This is a genomic window from Xenorhabdus bakwenae (genome assembly GCF_030272115.1).
Classification (GTDB): domain Bacteria; phylum Pseudomonadota; class Gammaproteobacteria; order Enterobacterales; family Enterobacteriaceae; genus Xenorhabdus; species Xenorhabdus bakwenae.
The window spans coordinates 1,325,956-1,344,863 of record NZ_CP119194.1 but is presented as its reverse complement, the minus strand read 5'-3'; the positions used below and the strand labels follow the sequence as shown (position 1 = coordinate 1,344,863).

General features: G+C 46.4%; 17 protein-coding genes and 1 pseudogene. 14 read left to right on the top strand and 4 right to left on the bottom strand.

The window, feature by feature from the left end; all coding sequences use genetic code 11:
* Nucleotides 1–54 precede the first annotated feature (54 nt).
* The 5 genes from PXH59_RS07105 (at nucleotide 55) to tnpA (ending at nucleotide 8,071) form a co-directional block, all read left to right on the top strand.
* Complete coding sequence (locus PXH59_RS07105) at nucleotides 55–3,129, top strand: type I restriction endonuclease subunit R (RefSeq protein WP_285810951.1); 3,075 nt, start codon at nucleotides 55–57, stop codon at nucleotides 3,127–3,129.
* On the top strand, nucleotides 3,122–4,381 hold the full coding sequence (locus tag PXH59_RS07100; RefSeq protein ID WP_285810950.1) for a restriction endonuclease subunit S: 1,260 nt from the start codon (nucleotides 3,122–3,124) through the stop codon (nucleotides 4,379–4,381). The genes PXH59_RS07105 and PXH59_RS07100 overlap by 8 nt, the downstream gene beginning before the upstream one ends.
* On the top strand, nucleotides 4,381–5,514 hold the full coding sequence (locus tag PXH59_RS07095; protein ID WP_285810949.1) for an AAA family ATPase: 1,134 nt from the start codon (nucleotides 4,381–4,383) through the stop codon (nucleotides 5,512–5,514). The genes PXH59_RS07100 and PXH59_RS07095 overlap by 1 nt, the downstream gene beginning before the upstream one ends.
* Before the next feature lie 19 nt (nucleotides 5,515–5,533).
* Entirely contained in the window at nucleotides 5,534–7,162 is a 1,629-nt protein-coding gene (locus PXH59_RS07090; protein ID WP_285810948.1) for a type I restriction-modification system subunit M, read from the top strand.
* Nucleotides 7,163–7,615: 453 nt separating this feature from the next.
* Nucleotides 7,616–8,071 carry an IS200/IS605 family transposase gene (tnpA, locus tag PXH59_RS07085; RefSeq protein WP_047767579.1) on the top strand — a complete coding sequence of 152 codons (456 nt, stop codon included), beginning with the start codon at nucleotides 7,616–7,618 and terminating at the stop codon, nucleotides 8,069–8,071.
* A gap of 45 nt (nucleotides 8,072–8,116) precedes the next feature.
* On the opposite strand, the gene PXH59_RS07080 is transcribed toward tnpA, so the two are convergent.
* The 3 genes from PXH59_RS07080 to PXH59_RS07070 all read right to left on the bottom strand — a co-directional run bounded on the left by PXH59_RS07080 (nucleotide 8,117) and on the right by PXH59_RS07070 (nucleotide 11,174).
* Nucleotides 8,117–9,490: an IS4 family transposase gene (locus PXH59_RS07080; RefSeq protein ID WP_285810946.1), complete on the bottom strand. Its 1,374-nt coding sequence runs from the start codon at nucleotides 9,488–9,490 to the stop codon at nucleotides 8,117–8,119.
* 264 nt (nucleotides 9,491–9,754) lie between these two features.
* Nucleotides 9,755–10,006 (bottom strand): Ogr/Delta-like zinc finger protein, encoded by a 252-nt coding sequence (locus PXH59_RS07075; protein ID WP_285810170.1) that lies wholly within the window; start codon nucleotides 10,004–10,006, stop codon nucleotides 9,755–9,757.
* 58 nt (nucleotides 10,007–10,064) lie between these two features.
* The gene (locus tag PXH59_RS07070) at nucleotides 10,065–11,174 is read right to left on the bottom strand and encodes a phage late control D family protein (protein ID WP_285810945.1); all 1,110 of its coding nucleotides are present in this window, start codon (nucleotides 11,172–11,174) and stop codon (nucleotides 10,065–10,067) included.
* Between the two features lie 161 nt (nucleotides 11,175–11,335).
* Here PXH59_RS07070 and PXH59_RS07065 point away from each other — a divergent pair, with 161 nt between their 5' ends.
* Genes PXH59_RS07065 through PXH59_RS07040 form a run of 7 tightly spaced genes read left to right on the top strand, consistent with a single transcriptional unit; the run spans nucleotide 11,336 to nucleotide 17,063 of the window.
* Nucleotides 11,336–12,511 carry a phage tail sheath subtilisin-like domain-containing protein gene (locus tag PXH59_RS07065; protein ID WP_285810944.1) on the top strand — a complete coding sequence of 392 codons (1,176 nt, stop codon included), beginning with the start codon at nucleotides 11,336–11,338 and terminating at the stop codon, nucleotides 12,509–12,511.
* Between the two features lie 12 nt (nucleotides 12,512–12,523).
* Nucleotides 12,524–13,036 (top strand): phage major tail tube protein, encoded by a 513-nt coding sequence (locus tag PXH59_RS07060; protein ID WP_285810168.1) that lies wholly within the window; start codon nucleotides 12,524–12,526, stop codon nucleotides 13,034–13,036.
* Between the two features lie 24 nt (nucleotides 13,037–13,060).
* Entirely contained in the window at nucleotides 13,061–13,366 is a 306-nt protein-coding gene (locus tag PXH59_RS07055; RefSeq protein ID WP_285810167.1) for a phage tail assembly protein, read from the top strand.
* Entirely contained in the window at nucleotides 13,366–13,515 is a 150-nt protein-coding gene (locus PXH59_RS20235) for a GpE family phage tail protein (protein WP_434223367.1), read from the top strand. The genes PXH59_RS07055 and PXH59_RS20235 overlap by 1 nt, the downstream gene beginning before the upstream one ends.
* A complete protein-coding gene (locus tag PXH59_RS07050; protein ID WP_285810943.1) occupies nucleotides 13,512–15,371 on the top strand; it encodes a phage tail tape measure protein in 1,860 nt (619 codons plus the stop codon). Before PXH59_RS20235 ends, PXH59_RS07050 begins: the two co-directional genes overlap by 4 nt.
* Complete coding sequence (locus tag PXH59_RS07045) at nucleotides 15,314–16,615, top strand: phage tail tape measure protein (RefSeq protein WP_285810942.1); 1,302 nt, start codon at nucleotides 15,314–15,316, stop codon at nucleotides 16,613–16,615. Before PXH59_RS07050 ends, PXH59_RS07045 begins: the two co-directional genes overlap by 58 nt.
* 4 nt (nucleotides 16,616–16,619) lie before the next feature.
* Nucleotides 16,620–17,063 carry a phage tail protein gene (locus PXH59_RS07040; RefSeq protein ID WP_285810165.1) on the top strand — a complete coding sequence of 148 codons (444 nt, stop codon included), beginning with the start codon at nucleotides 16,620–16,622 and terminating at the stop codon, nucleotides 17,061–17,063.
* Nucleotides 17,064–17,079: 16 nt separating this feature from the next.
* On the opposite strand, the gene PXH59_RS07035 is transcribed toward PXH59_RS07040, so the two are convergent.
* Nucleotides 17,080–17,655: a recombinase family protein gene (locus tag PXH59_RS07035; protein ID WP_285810941.1), complete on the bottom strand. Its 576-nt coding sequence runs from the start codon at nucleotides 17,653–17,655 to the stop codon at nucleotides 17,080–17,082.
* A 213-nt stretch (nucleotides 17,656–17,868) separates the two neighbouring features.
* Between PXH59_RS07035 and PXH59_RS07030 the strand changes: the two are divergent.
* Nucleotides 17,869–18,318 (top strand): annotated as a pseudogene (locus tag PXH59_RS07030) (IS30 family transposase); the annotation flags it as partial.
* A gap of 216 nt (nucleotides 18,319–18,534) precedes the next feature.
* Nucleotides 18,535–18,879 carry a hypothetical protein gene (locus PXH59_RS07025; RefSeq protein WP_285810940.1) on the top strand — a complete coding sequence of 115 codons (345 nt, stop codon included), beginning with the start codon at nucleotides 18,535–18,537 and terminating at the stop codon, nucleotides 18,877–18,879.
* Nucleotides 18,880–18,908 lie beyond the last annotated feature (29 nt).

Below are 18,908 nucleotides of genomic sequence, written 5' to 3'. Positions count from 1 at the left end.
CTCTACTTAAAAATACAATGTTACATAGCAGAGTTAGAAATCATGGTTTCAGAAATGACTAAAGAACAACAAATCGAGCAAGGCTTAATTGCCAAGTTGCAAGATCTCAAGTACGTCTATCGCAATGACATACGCGATAAGGTAAGCCTTGAGCACAACTTCCGCCGGAAATTTGAGGCTCTAAACCGAGTTAATCTCTCCGATGCTGAATTCAATCGTCTACGTGATGAAATCATAACAACGGATGTCTTTTTGGCTTCGGAGGCTTTGCGAGAAAAAGGCAAGTTTACCCGTGAAGACGGTACGCCTCTCGAATACATGCTGGTTAATATCAAAGATTGGTGTAAAAACGATTTTGAAGTCATCAATCAGCTTCGTATCAATACTGAAAATAGCCACCATCGGTATGACGTAATCCTGTTGCTCAATGGACTACCACTGGTACAGATAGAGCTCAAATCGCTCCAAATCAGCCCTCGTAGAGCGATGGAACAAATCGTTGAGTATAGAAATGATATCGGTAATGGCTATACCAATACTCTGCTGTGCTTTATGCAGTTATTTATCGTCAGTAATGGCAACGATACCCGTTATTTCGCCAATAACCGAAAAGAGCACTTCAGTTTCAATGCCGATGAGCGATTCCTGCCTATCTATCAGAACGCAGATAAGGACAATAAAAAAATTGCTCATTTGCACGATTTTGCTGATGACTTCCTGGCTAAATGTACGTTAGGTCAGTTAATAAGTCGCTATATGGTACTGGTGCAAAGTGAGCAAAGAATACTCATCATGCGTCCTTATCAAATTTACGCAGTTAAGGCCATTGTTGATGCTATCCACCAAAACCGTGGTAATGGCTATATCTGGCACACGACGGGATCAGGCAAAACACTCACTTCTTTCAAAGCTTCTACCCTCCTGAAAAATAACCCTGACATTGAAAAATGCCTGTTTGTAGTCGACCGCAAAGATCTAGACCGCCAGACGCGAGAAGAATTCAACAAGTTTCAGGAAGGCTGTGTCGAGCAAAATACTAATACCGAATCGCTGGTACGCCGCATGTTATCGGAAGACTATGCTGATAAAGTGATTGTCACCACTATTCAGAAGCTTGGTTTAGCGCTGGATGAAAACAGCAAACGCAATAAAGCTCAGCAAAAAAAAGGCAAACAAACCTACAAAGAACGGTTAGAACCTCTGCGTGACAAACGCGTAATATTTATCTTTGACGAATGTCACCGCTCCCAATTTGGAGAGAACCATAAAGCCATCAAAGAGTTCTTTCCGAAGGCTCAATTGTTTGGTTTTACCGGAACACCTATTTTCCCCGAAAATGCGAGTTATGTTCGTATTGATAATGATGCGGCTGAAGGTGTATCGGCAGATAAAGCAATAGCTTATGATCTTACAACAGAAAAAATTTTTGAAAATGAACTACATAAATACACAATTACTCATGCCATTGACGACAAAAACGTGTTGAGTTTTCATATTGACTATTTCGGTAAGAACGATACTAAAGGCGGACAAACGAAACCCAAGAAAAAAGAACTGCCACCTCCTGAAGCTGTAGTAAAAGCCATTCTGGATAAACACGATAGCGCCACCAATCAGCGTCGCTTTAATGCTGTATTAGCCACAGCGTCCATCAATCATGCCATTGAGTACTTCGAACTCTTTAAAAATCTACAGGCGAAAAAACAAGCAGAAGACGAAAATTTCGAGCCGTTGAATATCGCCTGTGTGTTTTCACCTCCAGTACAAGCTGCTAAAGGTGAAGAAAGTAACAACATTAGTAACAATAAGAATGCTGCGGATATCAAGCAACTTCAGGAAGATCTGCCGCAAGAAAGTGCCGACAACCAAGTAGAGCCAGAAAAGAAAAAGGCAGCGCTGATGGCGATAATTGTCGACTACAACGCGCAGTACGGCACTAATCACACCATTAACGAGTTCGATCTTTACTATCAGGATGTGCAGCAACGTATTAAAGACCAAAAATACAGCAATGCCGATTACCCGCGTAAAAACAAAATCGACATCACTATTGTCGTAGATATGTTGTTAACTGGTTTTGACTCTAAGTATCTCAATACTCTGTATGTGGACAAAAATCTGAAGCATCATGGCCTAATCCAAGCTTTTTCACGTACCAACCGCGTATTGAACGACACTAAGCCCTGGGGCAACATATTAGATTTCCGCTATCAGGAAAACGAAGTGAACGCTGCCATTGAACTGTTTTCGGGCGGACCTAAAGATGAAGCACGAGAAATTTGGTTGGTCGACCCTGCCCCAAAAGTAGTCGATGCCTTCCAGAAGAAGGTGGACGAACTACAGACTTTTATGAAATCCAAAGGATTAACTTGCGAGCCATCTCAAGTGCATAACCTCGAGGGTGATACCGCCAAGGCCGAGTTCATCAACCACTTTAAAGAAGTTCAGAAGCTCAAAACCCAGTTAGAGCAATACACCGATCTGGATGAAGAAAGCAAAGCCATTATCGAGCAAAAATTGCCAACAGATACCTTGCGTGGTTTCAAAGCCATTTACCTCGACACAGCGATGGAGCTAAAGCGAAAACAAGGTAAAAGTAACGAAAACGAAGAGACGGTAGAACAACTTGAGTTTGACCTAGTGCTGTTTGCTTCCAGTATCATCGATTACGACTACATTATGGGACTGATTGCTAAATCTACCCAAAAAACCGGCAAACAGAAAATGACACGCCAGCAACTGATCGACATGATCTGCGCCAATGCAAATCTGATGGAAGAGCGAGAGGACATTATTGCCTACATCAACAGCTTAGAAGCTGGTATTGCTCTTGATGAAAAGCAAATTAGCGAAGGTTACCAAACATTTAAAATCCAAAAAGCGGTACAGGAATTAGCTAAGATTGCTGAAAAACACGGCTTGCAAACCGAATCGCTGCAAACTTTTATTGATAGCATTCTGGATCGCATGATCTTTGATGGCGAACAGCTGACCGACCTGCTCGCACCTTTGAAACTAGGCTGGAAAGCACGCCGTATGGCGGAGCTGGCCTTAATGGAAGATTTAGTACCTTACCTGCAAAAGCTGGCAGAAGGTCGTGAGATTTCGGGATTAGATGCGTATGAATAAGAAGAAATATATGGTTCCAGAATTACGATTCCCAGAGTTCAAGGATGATCCTCATTGGCCATGCGTAGAGTTGAATGAGGTAGCAAAGCGGTCAAAAAATAAAAACAAGGGAGAAAATGTTTCCCGAGTACTAACGAATTCTGCGGTTGATGGAGTTGTAGATCAGCGTGACTATTTTGACAAGGATATTGCAGTTAAAGGAAATCTTGAAACCTATTATGTTGTTGATAAAGGGGATTACGTCTATAACCCTAGAATATCCACGGTGGCACCGGTTGGACCGATCTCAAAGAATAAGGTTGGCAAAGGGGTGATGTCACCTCTTTATACAGTCTTTAGGTTCAACAGTAAGAACAATGAATTCTTCGAACATTTTTTTAAGTCGTCAAGATGGCATGGCTATTTGCGAACAGTATCAAATAATGGTGCTCGCCATGATCGTATGAGTATTACTAGTAGTGAGTTTATGGCGATGCCTGTTCCCTATCCAGGAGAAGTGGAACAACAAAAAATCGCTGATTGCCTCGCCTCCATTGATGAGCTGATAACACTCCATGCCCAAAAACTCGACATACTCAAATCCTATAAAAAAGGCCTGATGCAACAACTTTTTCCAGCCGAAGGTGAAAACGTACCCAAACTACGCTTTCCGGAATTTCGGAGTAATCAGGAATGGATTAAAGTAACTTTAGGTCAACTAGGAGAGCTTGTGTCAGGTTTAACATATAGCCCGACAGATGTTTGTGAGGAAGGTTTGCTCGTTTTGAGATCTTCAAATGTTCAAAATGGGCAAATTTCCTTAGGAGATAATGTTTTTGTAAGACCTGATGTAAAAGGAGCAAATCTTTCCAAACCCGGTGACATACTGATCTGCGTTCGTAATGGATCAAAAGCACTAATTGGGAAGAATGCGTTAATTCCAGAAAATTTACCTAGATGCACTCATGGTGCTTTTATGACTATTTTTAGAACAAATCGTTCATTTTTCATTTACCAGCTCTTTCAAACATACGCATACGATAGGCAAGTAGCTGCTGATCTGGGCGCAACGATCAATTCAATAAATGGAAATCAACTCAAAAAATATGATTTTCACATCCCCAAGTCAGAAGAAGAGCAAGATAAAATAGCCAGCTTTCTCTCATCTATTGATCAAATGATCTCCTCTCAGATAATGAAAGTTAATGAGCTTAAAAATCACAAACAAGGCTTAATACAGAAGCTTTTTCCTGTCATGGATGATGTAATCTGATGAGTGGAAGACCGAAAATTCAAAACCGCAAAAGTTTACGTAAAATTGTTGAACTTTTAAGAGATGATCTGCGCCAGAGTGATAATGGCGGTGTCTATTTTGTGCTATTGTATGCCTATAACGGCACAGGCAAAACACGCCTATCAATGGAATTTAAAGATGCAGGAAAACGAAAAAGAGGGCAAAACCGAGATACACTCTATTTTAATGCGTTTACTGAAGACTTATTCTTCTGGGACAACGACCTTGAAAACGATGCCAATAGGGTGTTACAGATCAATTCAGGTTCCAAATTTTTTGAAGGTTTTAAAGAGCTCGCTCTTGAAGAAAAGATTTTTACTTATTTGGCGCGCTACAGTAACTTCAATTTTAAAATTGATTATGACAACTGGAGTGTCAGTTTCAGTAAGTTGGTAAAGAACCCGCGCTTTCGTCCAAATTCTGAAGTGCCCGAGACTGTTGTGCAGGACAACATCAAGATCTCTCGTGGCGAAGAGAATATCTTCATTTGGTGTGTGTTCCTTGCGATTTGCGAACTGGTGATCGATGGTTCTGAAGCCTACAATTGGGTGAAGTACTTCTATATCGATGATCCTATTTCATCTTTAGATGACAATAATGCCATTGCGGTGGGCTCTGACCTAGCAAAGCTATTGAGGCGTTCCATAGGCAAGGTCAAAACCGTTATCTCATCACACCATAGCCTGTTTTTTAACGTCATGTGTAATGAGTTAAAAAAGCAGCCGCATAAATCCTATTTTATATACAGCCGCAATGGTGATGGCTATAGCCTACAAACGACGACTGATACGCCATTTTTTCACCATGTAGCCATGCTCAGCGAATTAAAGAAAGCCGCAGAAGCGGGCAGACTTTATGCCAACCACTTTAATGTGCTGCGCGGTATTCTCGAAAAAACCTCTGCATTTTTTGGCTTTAAGGATTTTTCTGGCTGTATCCACGGCATTGAGGATGAAGTGCTATTTTCGCGTGCTTTAAACTTGTTGAGCCACGGCGACTACTCGTTATTTGATCCCAAAGAACTCACTGAAGACAACAAGCAACTTTTCAATAGCATTCTGAATGGGTTTCTGGAGAGATACACCTTCGATTTGCCAGATGTTCATCCATAGAGTTAGGTAGATAATTAATATGACTAAAGAACAATTAAATCAGCTTGGCAAAACCCTCTGGGATATCGCCGATCAATTACGCGGAGCCATGAATGCCGATGACTTTCGCGATTATATGCTGTCTTTCCTGTTTCTGCGTTATCTTTCTGATAACTATGAGCAAGCAGCTAAAAAGGAATTGGGGGGCGATTATCCGGAACCAGCCAAAGACGACCGTCGAGCACCGCTAGCAATTTGGTATCAGAACAATCCAGCAGATATTGCCGATTTTGAAAAGCAAATGCGGCTTAAAACCCATTATGTAATTGAACCGCCGTTTTTGTGGAGTAGCATCGCTGAAATGGCGAGAACTCAACATAGTGATTTGCTTATCACTCTCGACAAAGGTTTCGACTATATCGAAGAACGATCATTTGGCCGTAATTTTCGGGGGCTATTTTCTGAAATCAATCTGTATTCTGAAAAATTAGGTAAAACACAGAAAGATCGCAATAATAAACTTTGTGTGGTAATCCAAAAGATAGCCGAGGGTATCTCCCAATTTAGTACAGACACAGACATTTTAGGAGACGCCTACGAGTACCTAATCGGCCAATTTGCCGCAGATTCCGGTAAGAAAGCGGGGGAATTCTACACACCTCAACCTATTTCCCAGATTCTTTCAGAAATAGTGACTCTCGATAGTCAGGAACCGGCTACCGGTAAGAAGAAGAAAATCAAGCAGGTGCTGGATTTCGCTTGTGGCTCTGGTTCATTGCTATTGAATGTACGTAAGCAGCTTGGACCTCATGGTATTGGCAAGATATATGGCCAGGAAAAAAACATCACTACCTACAACCTGGCACGTATGAACATGCTATTGCACGGGGTCAAAGATACCGAATTTGAGATTCACCACGGTGATACCCTGGAAAATGATTGGGATATTCTCAACGAGATGAATCCCGCCAAAAAGATACAGTTCGACGCCATCGTAGCCAACCCACCGTTTAGCTTACGCTGGGAGCCAAAAGAGTCGCTAGCTGATGACTTCCGGTTTAAAAACTACGGCCTTGCACCTAAATCAGCCGCAGACTTCGCTTTCTTGCTACATGGTTTCCACTTCCTCAGTGATGATGGTGTAATGGCAATTATTCTTCCTCACGGTGTTTTATTCCGTGGCGGTGCAGAAGAGCGTATCCGTACCAAGCTTTTAAAAGATGGTCATATAGATACAGTCATTGGTTTACCTGCGAATCTGTTCTTCTCAACAGGTATTCCTGTTTGTATTCTGGTGCTCAAACGCTGTAAGAAGTCTGACGATGTACTATTTATCAATGCAGCAGAACACTTCGAGAAAGGCAAACGCCAGAACTACCTGCTGCCAGAACACATTGATAAGATTGTTGATTACTATCAGTTCCGCAAGGAAGAAGATAGATATGCCCGCCGCGTATCGATGGAAGAGATCGAGAAAAACGAGTACAACCTGAATATCTCACGTTATGTGAGCACGGCACAGCCCGAAGAGAAGATAGATTTAAAAGCAGTTCACTGTGAGTTGGTGTCTCTGGAAGAAAAAATCAAGAGTGCAACCCTTTGTCACAACGAGTTTATGAAAGAGTTAGGGCTACCATCATTACCGTTAACAGTTATTAACCGTTCTTAATCAAGTGGTTTGACATAATTATGGATTGGGCTCGAATTATTAGAATTCTGGCTCAATTTTCCACCATCCACGCTATCAGGTGATTGAAATAACATCATAAGATAACAAATACTTTTAGGGGCACAAAAAGGGGCATCAAATAAATAATTAAAAATAAATCAAATATATTCAATAAGTTACATTAAATTACCAGTCCCGCCCTGGCACCAAATGAAAACTTGATGTAAAACATTGAGTTAAGGTTAGAAAAGGCCACCTTTACGGTAATACCGCTCGCTTAAGCACGAGCGGTTCTTTTTTAGGGCTTTAGCCAGTTTAAGAAGCCCTATGCTTCTTAAACATAAAACCACCCGCTATGCGGGTGGAGATCAGGGGGTTATACCAAGAAAAACACCTTTCCGTTACGATATAGATGTTCAAGCTAATATGCGTAACTAAGAAGGAAAGGTGTTTATGGGAATTAAAGCACAAAGCTTGGCCCACACAAAGTGGCTCTGCAAATACCATATCGTCTTTTCGCCGAAATACAGACGTAAAGTTATTTTTGCAAGTTTACGTTCAAGTATAGGTGAGATTTTAAAAAACCTTTGTAAGTACAAAGGGGTAGAAATAATAGAAGGACATTTGATGCCAGATCATGTGCATATGTTGGTGAGTATCCCGCCGAAAATCAGTGTATCGAGTTTCATGGGATATTTGAAAGGTAAAAGTTCACTGATGATATTTGATAAGCACGCGAATCTAAAATACAAATTTGGCAACAGGAAGTTTTGGTCAGAAGGATATTATGTGAGTACAGTAGGACTCAATGAAGCCACGATCCGTAAGTATATCCGAGAGCAGGAAAAGCAAGATTTCATACAGGATAAATTGAGTGCACGTGAGTATGAGGACCCCTTTAAGGGGTAAGCCAAAGAGACAATGACATTTAGCTTGAACAAAGAGAAAGCGGCGTCATTTTGGCGCAGTCGGTAACATGCCCTTATAGGGCGAGAGCAAACCACCCGCTATGCGGGTGGTTTTGATTTTATAAGGGTAACAGGGTGCTTTGCAGAGCACTTGCCTTGGAACCGATGGGCGTTTTCGCTTTTGAGGTAAAATAAGCCGTTTGCCACTTTCTCTGAGGGCTTTTAATTTTTGCGGGATCGTGCCGGGGCTGCGTCCTGAACACCATAAAAATTCATCCTGTATCAGTCGTAACGCATTGATAAAGCTGATCCGAAGCGGTTCAACACGATAGTCCTTTGCCATCCGGCTCATCTCCAGCCGAACCAGATTGTAGGCGATCAGGATGCCCCATAACTCCTGATAGATACCTGCCCGTGTCTGGCTTCTCAGGAGGGCGGTATTATTGAGCTGTCTTTGTTTCAGCTCACCATAGCCTTCTTCGGTTTCCCATCGTTCCCAGTACACAGTGAGGATCTCTTTGAGGGGATACGTCACGGGACATTCCATAGAGGTAATAAACCCTTTAATTTCTCCCTTCGGTTCCGGGATCAGAACGAGGCGCGCCCGCCAGGTTTTTTCAAGGTGAGGATGCAGTTGCCGGGCTTGGGGAGAAACCGGCATATCGATAAGTTTGTCATAAGGACTGTATTCCTGAATGACGTCATAACGCATTTTGCTTTTTATCGGAGTGAGCCAATGGGTATTTTTGCCGGTGCCTTGCCAGGCCTGAAATAACTCCGCAGAGAGAAAGCCCCGATCAAACAACGTCAGGGTATTTTCGGGGGCAGAGCCCACCAGTCGCTGAGCGTAGCTAATCTCACTTTGGGTGATGGGGCCAAACGCCACATCGGAGATAAGATGTGTCCGGGCGGACATCAGGGTCACCGCCAGCACAGAGGGAAAGGGGGCTTTGCCTGAGGCATAACCCAGCTGTTGATTATCAGCCGTTTCGGGCACCTTAAACTGGGTGCCATCCACGCAGAAGATTTTCAGTCCACAGGCAGAATAAGCCGTATCTTCTTTTTCCCATTCGGTGGCCGTGGTATGAAAAAGGTGTCGCAAGGGTTCAATACCAAGACGATGTCTGGCTTTTGAAAGACTGCTTGACGCTAATGGCGGCAGTTTCCCTTTCGCGTCAGGAAACGCCAGATCTAATTTGTCACAAACATCATTGATCGAACGATTTCTCATGAGCCCAATACCCAGCACTAACCAGACGGCTTGTTCGGCGGGAAATCGACGTTTTCGCACAGTGGCTCGCCCCGTTTCTTTAACCGCTTCAGTCACCCATGCCATCGGAATGTGTTGACTAAAGGCATCCATGGATCCCGGGTAATTTAAGGCCGCAGTGGCTTGGAGTTCACGAGAAAATTCAGACATAAAAAAATTGGCCTCAGATGCTTGTCTAAGACCAATTATGACTTATCTTAGTTTTCTTAAGCGAGCGGTATTAACCTTTACGGTGGCTTTTTTGCTTTCTGCGATTGTATGAAAAATGCAAAGTGGCGATAGAATGGCGACGGGGTGGCGACACAAAAGGGCAACTTCCTTCAGGTGCCTGCCAATTTACCCATTTTGAAAAGTGATTCAGATCACGGATTGAAATAAAAAAGCCTCGCTATTGAGGCTCTTTTTATTTTTGGTTTAAAAACCAAATCCAATTTGTTCATCACCATAATGGCTGGTCGGAAATGCCAGTTTCGGGACTTTAAAATCAGCCGGTAACTGCTGGGGGACAGGACGTGTCAAATACCGCTCAACCGTGGTGACAGTGGTAAAGGTACAGCCGCACAGAATATTTTGGCATTGGTGATAACTGCGCCGCGTCTCGTCACTCATCATCTCGCTGGTACGTGTCTTTGCCACAGCGCCGCATTGGGGACAGGTAAACGCCATGAAAAAACCCTCCATCATTGGGGGTGTGCCTGCCGAGATTATAACGCATTGTTTCTGCTTATTGTTCACTTTCTGTCATCTCAGAATCATTAATTTTTAACTCCAGCTCTAACTGGGTCGTAAATCCGCTTTCACCGATAGTGTGAACCACCCGCGAAATGGTCCATTGGTGACTGTCGATAGTGGTCTTAAATCCGATGACAGAGGCTGTCAGATCAGGATACAGATCAGCCCGTCCCCGCGCCAGCGTGATTGAAAATTCCGCAGCACCGCGCTGGAGTTTCGCCCATTTCGCTGCGGCGGCCCGTCGTGCTGCCTGTTCGGTTTTGAATGTCTGGCGCATCACGTCAACGTTTCCGTCAGCTCCCGCCAGATACTCCCCCTCACGGCGGCTGGACTTCTCGTTTTTCTTTTTCGGCTTTTTACGTTTCCGCTTTAGGGTCGTTGCGGGCTGTTTGCCAAAATTCAGATCCAGCCAGTACGCCTTGACGCCCGTATAGGCGGCACGGTCAGCGACACGAAAATTATGACTGTCACCACTGTCGCGGGTCAGGGTGATAACAGGCAATGGTTGGCCGCTTTGCGAAACACCGCGCCCGGGAGTAATAAACAGCAGCCGGCCATTTTTAATGGTGGCAATAGCACCGAGCATTTCCGCCATACGGGACAGAAAGCTAATGTCGCTCTCATTGGTCTGGTCAGCATGATCAATTTCAATGTCCATGAGCTGGCGACTGACTGCGGGTTGCAGGTCATAGCGCCCGGCGATAGCACTGACCACATCACCGACCGTGATGTTATGCCAACTGTATTCCCGTTTGATATTGAACTCTTCCCGAAAATCCGCACTGCGGGCGGTAATATCCAGTCGATCAGGCGGGCCACTGTGGGCGATTTCATCCACAGTGAACAATCCTTTTTCAATCAGCGGCTCACCGTGCCAGCCTATCCTGACCACAATTTCTGCACCACGTGGTGGCAGCTCAATTTTACCGTCAGCATCGTCTATCGAGAGTTCCAGCGTATCCGCCTCAAAACCGCGGTTATCGGTCAGGGTTAATGAAATTAACCGCTCATTGAGCATGGTGATTTGCCGGCCGCCAATTTTCAGGTCAAAGGCCGGTTTTTTCACGTAATCCGTACTGGTCAGAATATCAATCGGGTTCATGTGTGCGTCGCCACTCTTGGGAAATAGCCTCATGATTGCCCTGCGCGGGCGCGTAAACAACGCTCGTGCTGTGTCGCGGCGCGGTGACAGGCGGTATTGCGTGATTCTCATGCCATGACATCGCAACATAGGCACATCACAAATCGATGAGGCAAAAAGCTATGTCATTTCATCATGGCGTATCAGTCCGGGAGACAACCAAACTCAGCACGCTGATACGCGATATTAATACTGCGGTGATTGCCGTCATCTGTACCGCTGACGATGCGGACACCGGGGCGTTCCCGCAGGATACACCGGTACTCATTACCCGTATCAATAGCGTGATTGGTAAGGCGGGGAAAACCGGCACGCTATACACCACGCTCAAGGCCATTTCTGACCAGTGCAGCCCGAAAGTGATTGTGATCCGCGTGGCGGATGCGCACAACCAGAAAGGGGATGGCGAGAATCCCACGCAGGATCAGTTAGTTATCGGCGGGCAGAATGCCGCAGGACGCTATACCGGGCTATATGCGCTGCTGACTGCGGAAATCAACACAGGCGAACACCCGCGCTTGCTGGCTGTTCCCGGACTCGATACGCAACCGGTCGCCCTGCAACTGGAGGTATTCGCGGAAAAATTAAAGGCGTTCGCTTATATCAGCGCGTACAACTGTAAGACACTGGCGGAAGTGAAGCGCTACCGCGACAACTTCCATCAACGGGAAGTCATGATGATTTACCCGGATTTCATTACCTATAACAGCCAAGCCGGGGAAAATGAAACCGTACCTGCCACTGCCTTTGCGCTGGGCTTACGTGCCCGCATTGATGCCGAACAGGGCTGGCATAAATCGCTATCCAACGTACCGGTTAACGGCGTGCTGGGTATTTCAGCCGATATTTACTGGACATTACAGGGCACGGATACGGATTCGGATGACCTCAACAGTAAAGGTATTACCACGCTGATAAAACGCGATGGCTTCCGTTTCTGGGGCAACCGTACCTGCGATACCCAGACTTACTTCTTCGAAGTCTACACCCGCACGGCGCAGATACTGGCAGATATGATCGCCGAAGCGCACTTTGCCTATCTCGATAAACCATTGCTGCCGTCACTGGTGAAAGATGTTGTTGACGGTATCAATCGCAAAGGCGCACAGCTCGTCACCGAGGGGCGTTTGCTGGGCTTTGAATGCTGGTATGACTCGGCAGACAACCCGAAAGAAATGCTGCGTGATGGCACGGCAACGATCCGCTACAAATACACGCCTGTACCGCCGCTGGAAAACCTGCAACTGGTACAGACGTTTACCGATGAATATTTCGCTGTTTTCGATCAGTTAGGCTAAGGGGAACTTCGCATGGGGATGCCGAAAAAACTCTTTATGTTTGACGTCTTTATTGATGGTCAGACATATCTGGGGCAGGTTGAGGAAGTGACAACGCCAAAACTCACTCTCAAAACCGAAGATTATCAAGGGGCAGGAATGCCCGGTTCTGTTGCCGTTCTGATGGGAATGGACGGGGGCGCACTGGATATGGAAGTGACAATGGGTGGGCTGGAATCAAACCTGCTCAAAACATGGGGCGGCCTGATTGACAGCCTGCAACTGCGCTTTGCCGGGTCGTACTATGACGATGCCACAGGGGAAACCGTCGCCTGTGAGATCCAGACGCGCGGGCGGTTTACCGAAGTGGATTGGGGCAGCGCCAAGGCTGGAGAGAATACCCAGCATAAATACACCCTGAAAAATACCTACTGCAAGATCACGCTGAACAATGAAGAGCTGCACGAAATCGATATGCTCAATCTGGTCTGGCGGGTCAATGGTAAAGATTTACTGGAAAAACATCGCGCCAATATCGGCCATTAATTTATTCTCAGGAGTTATCACACTATGGCACAAACAATCACACTCAGTCAGCCAATGAAACTGACAAACGGTCAGGAAATTACCGAAATCACGATCACTGATACCATGAAGCAGGTCGGCGCATTGCGCGGGTTAAAACTGTATGACGTGATGACCAGTGATGTGAATTCGCTGATCACGCTGTTGCCCCGCGTTACTCACCCGCGTTTGAGTGAAACGGATGTCAGCACGATGGGCATTCAGGATTTTGCTTTACTGGCTGCCGGAGTCGCTGATTTTTTAGCGCCCACCTCGCCAGCCAGCGAGACGAGCGAACAGGCCGACAGTTAATTCCCTGCCCCACTGTCGATACTGACGAAATCATTGCAGATATTGCTACTGTATTTCACTGGTCGCCGTCAGAGTGCTATACAATGACGGTCAGTGAACTGCTGAAATGGCACGAACGCGCGGCGACCCGAAACGGAAATGAATCATGACCGACCGCAATTTAAATATTCGGGTCTCGCTGAACGCGGCTAACCGTCTTTCCGGCCCCCTGAATGCGGCAAACCGCGCCGCAGCGGGGCTGTCTTCCCAGATCCGCAATACCCAAACCACGATCCGCAATCTGCAAGGTCAGACGCGCACCTTTGAGCGGCTATCTGACTCCGTTAAAAAGAACAGCGAGAGTTACGAAGCCGCCAAAGCCAAAGTGAAAGCACTGGCCGCGGAATTTCCCCGTTTCAGGGAACAGACGGAAGAACAACGCCGGATCTTACTGGCAGCTCGACAGGAACGGGAGCGCTACAGAAACACCTTACGCAATGAGCAGCAGGAATTACGCTCACTGGGTGATCGCCTGTACCGACACGGAATTTTTGTCAATCGTAGTACCAGTGTCACTGAACAGGCGGCTCAACGCGCCGCCGCCTATAATCGGCAACTGGCGGAACAACAACGGCGCTTAACCGCCGTTACACAGGCCCAGTCCCGTTATACCGCGGCCAAAGAAACCCGTAACAAACTGGCGGCATCCGGTGCAACGGCGGTAGCGGCCGGGGCGGGCTCCCTTTACGGCATGAATCGCTTTATTGCGCCGGGGCGGGATTTTGACGCCCGGATGGCCAACGTGCGGGCACTCACCAGTCTGGATAAAGGCGATCCTCGCCTCCAGATGTTACGCGATCAAGCAAAGCAACTTGGCGCCAACACGGCATACACTGCTACCGATGCCGCGATGGGACAAAAGTTTCTGGCGACGGCCGGTTTGACCCCGGAGGCGATCAAGGCCGCCTTGCCGGATATCCTGAATATGGCGCTGGCCGGTGAAGTGGATCTGGGTGAAGCCTCGGATATCGGGGCTAAAATTCTGGCACAATTCAAACTGAATCCTGACCAGATGGGCAGGGTGTCTGATGTCTTAACAGCCACTTTCACGGGTGCCACCACGAACCTGCAAGCACTCAGCGAGGCGATGAAGGAAGCCGGTCCGCTGTCACACCAGCTGGGGATCAGTCTGGAAAGTACCGCCGCGATGCTGGGTGTCATGGCTGATAACGGGATGGAAGGCAGTATGGCCGGCACCGCCTTTCGTGGCGGGATATCCCGGATGATTTCTCCTACGGGGGGCGCGGCGGATGCCATGACCGCGTTAGGTATCAAGGTACAAAAAGCCAATGGGAAACTGCGCGATACCGACGATATCCTGAAAGAAATGGCTATCAGCCTGCGCAAGTATGATCAGCCCAGCCAGCTCAGGCTGAAAAAAGATATCTTCGGTGAAGAAGCCATGATTGCCATGACCGGCCTGTTGGATGGCATGGTAGACGGAAAATACGCCGAGAAAAAAAGCAATAATGACAATCCCCATGGTCGCTCAAAGAAAATTGCCGATACCAATATGGATAGCTGGGATGGTGATATCAAAAACATGACGTCTGCTTGGGAAGGCTTACGCATAGAAGTGAAAGAAAAGGTCGATCCGGTACTACGTTCAGTTACCCAGCGTATCACTACCGTTTTGCGTCGGATCAGTGAATGGACAAAAACGCATCCTGATTTGACTAAAGCCTTAGCCATAGGGGCAGCGGCGATCGGTATTATTATCACTGCTATGGGTGCACTGGCACTGGCAGCGGCGGCGGTGATTGTGCCCTTTGCCGCGCTCCGGCTCAGTTTGTTTATGCTGACCCGTGGTGGCGGATTGATGACATTGTTCCCCGTGTTAGGACGATTATCAGCCGGGTTGAGGGGATTAATCCCCTCTCTCGGGGGCGTTAGCCGTAGTGTCACGGGTTGGGGGGTATTTTCCGTAATGCCGGTACAGCGATCGGCAATCTGCGCGACCGGATAAAAGGACTGGCAAGCGGCGGATGGACAATGTTAAAAAATGGCGCAACGCTGGCGAAAAATGGTTTATCGATGGTTTTCACTAACCCGATGGCCGCAATATCGATGCTGAGGAACGGATTAACAGGGCTGGCGAGTGGCGGACTCGGGGCGCTGCGTGTTGCTTTTCAAGCGGCCATATCTGTTATTGGCGGCGGTTTGTCCTTGCTGTTCAGTCCATTAGGTTTGCTGATTGCCGTCATTGTTGCCGCTGCCGTACTGATTTGGAAATACTGGGAACCTATTAAGGCCTGGTTTTCCGGCTTTTTCGCTGGATTGATGGAAGCCATCGCCCCGGTACGTGACACCCTCGCCGCTGCCTTTGCGCCGTTCGCGCCGATTTTTGATGCTATCGGCAATGCCATCAAGAAAGTCTGGGACTGGTTTAAATCGCTTTTCGAACCGGTAACAACTTCCTCAGAAGGACTGAAAGCCGCCACCGAAGCCGGCCAGACCTTCGGCCGACTGGTTGGCAAGGCCATTGCTGGTGTCGTAGATGTCATTGCAGCCGTCGCCAAGGGCGTGGGTTGGTTGCTGGAAAAACTGGGTATGATCCCGGATGCGACCCAAGCTGCTGCCGAAGCAGCCAATGCGATGGGACCGGTTAACCTGCCCGAAGTCCAGAAATCCGTAAAATGGGTCTGGGATGACAACGCCAAGAAAATGGTACAGCAAGAGTGGACACCCATACCACCGAATGCAGTCACTAAGGCCGCTGAAAAAGCGGAGGAAAATAAGCCTAAAACGGATATTCCTAAGATCGATACGCCGGATTTTGGTAAGCTGGTTTATGACCCCAGCGCCAAAAAGGATAAAAAGAGCACTGAGTTAGCCAGCGTGGGTAATGCGGCAACACAGGCCGATCCCAATAAGCTGGGTGATATCGTTTTCAAAAACCGCCCGCCCGTTATTCCGATTGATGGCATGTATCAGGAACCGACACTACAGCAGCCCTCATTATTGGATCGCATCAAGGACAAGTTGCAGCCGATGCAACCGACACTGGCAGGCGTCCCTGTGCCGATTTCTCCCGCCAGCGCAGGTGGCAGCAATAAAGCTACCGATGACCGCTACACTTTTGAACTGCACTTTCACGGTATGGATATGCAAAACAGCCGCTCTATTGCCACAATGGTCAAAGCGGAAATAGAGAAACTGATGCAAAAACAAGGCATTCGCCGCCGTTCCAGCCTGTACGATGAGGATTAAACCCATGATGATGATTTATGGCATGTTTGTTTTTATGCTCAGTAGCACGCCGTATCAGTCCATGAACCGCAATATGGACTGGCGCCACGTAAAAAATGATCGCGTCGGCAAATCGGCCAAATGGCAATATGTTGGCCCCGGGGAAGACGCTATAACCCTGAATGGGATTTTGTACCCCGAAGTGACAGGCGGTGATATTTCTCTGGAGCTGCTCAGAACAATGGCGTTTTCGGCCAAACCGTGGCCGTTGATTGAGGGCACCGGGATGATTTACGGGATGTTTGTCATCGACAGCCTGACCGAAAATCGTACAGAGTTTTTTGCCGATGGCAAAGCCAGACGGATTGAATTCACGTTATCGCTTAAGCGGGTCAGTGAAGACATTCGGGAAGGGTTGCATGCAGTCACTGCGGGTGATTTATTGGATCTGGCAAAATCAGCATTATAAGGGGCGTCGCCCCTCTTCAAAAAACATCATCATTTGCTGCCGAACCTACAGGCAGGTATTTATAAATCGTTGAGAGTGAGACATTGAAAATGTTAGCAATATCCCGCCGCGCTTTTCCCTCTGCGAGCAATTGACAGGCGAGCTGGTATTTTTGCTCTGGCAGTGCCACCGGACGCCCGCCAATTCGCCCCTGTACCCGAGCTGCGGCTAATCCAGCATTCGTGCGTTCAATAATCAGTTCCCGTTCCATTTCCGCCAACGCACTCATCACATAAAAGAAAAATCGACCCATTGGTGAGCTGGTATCAATACTGTCGGTCAGGCTTTGAAAGTGGATGCCGTCATTGCTTAACCGTTCATTGAGGGTGATGAGGTTTTTCACGCTGCGCCCCAGTCGGTCGAGCTTCCAGACAACCAGTGTATCACCTGCTTTCAGGTGGTCTAATGCCTGTTTGAGTCCCGGACGGTTAGCCGTTTTGCCGCTGATTTTGTCTTCGAAGATGTGATCGCAGTGGGCTGCGATTAATGCATTGCGTTGTAAGTCGCTGTTCTGATCAGTCGTTGATACCCGAATATAGCCAATTTTCGCCATAACTCACCTCCATTCAGTCCATGATGGATAATCATATCAACTCCGTGAACTAACGTATTGATTTACATTAAACCTCGGTTTAACGGATACAGCGACAGAGAAATGGGTCTCTGATAATTTTTTCAGGCAATACACCCCGTTTGTTGAAACTCAGGGACGATGGCCGAGAATTAGTTTTACGTCCGACGAACGGAACTACTCTAAATATTTAGCGATACCCTCGTTGGAAAAGATCATAAAAGTGCACTGCTGACCTTAGTTGAACGAAAATCGCTATTTACCATTATCATTAAGCTTGAGAATAAAACAGCAGAAGCAGTCACAAAAGCGATAACAAGACACTTATCACTTTTAAAACAGAAAGTTAAAACCATTACCTTTGACAATGGCCTCGAATTTGCCGAACATGAACTTATCAGTAAAAATTTAGGGGCAAAAATTTATTTTGCTCATCCTTACTCGCCTTGGGAGAGGGGTATAAATGAGAATACGAATGGATTAATCAGGGAATACTTTCCAAAAGGAACCGATTTTAATAAGGTATCAGAGTTGGAGATAAATCTCGCGGCAAACAGCTTAAATAAGCGGCCACGAAAAACACGTGGTTATAGTACACCGGAGGAGATATTTAAAGGGACAAAAACTCATTTACTTTGTTTATAACGATGTTGCACTTAATATGTGAATTCAAGTACTATTGTGATTGGTGTCAGAACCAGCTCCGAAGATATATCGCTTAAATAAAGCGAATATGAATAAAACTTAAATTTAACAATGCCGAGATGGTGGTGAATATAATACCCAGTAATGGGGAATCAGCCCAGCCTTTCAGTGGTAGGCTTCTGAACATTTTGGCACCTTAATTAGGGATGTTTAAAAATGAAAGCATTATCTATTATTGCTCTTGTATTTGCTGCTTTATCTATCTTTATTCCAGTTGGTGGCGTATTTATCGCTATGTTCTGTAGTGTTCTTGCTCTAATGTCATTTTATAAAAGCCCAACATTATCTGGTGTCACATTTGGTATGAACATCATTTCCACGGCTTTTTTATCTCCAAGCCTCATGGTGACGGCGGCCTCAATACACAGCGATGGTGGCGATGGTGTAGGGCTTTATTGGTTCTATGTTGGCTTTCATATCGTTCTTTTTGTATTGGCAATTATTATCTCAGTGATTTTTAAGAAAAAAACAAGTAAAAAAGAAACCGTTACAGCGGGCTAATTACAAAATACCCCCTTAACAATAGGGTT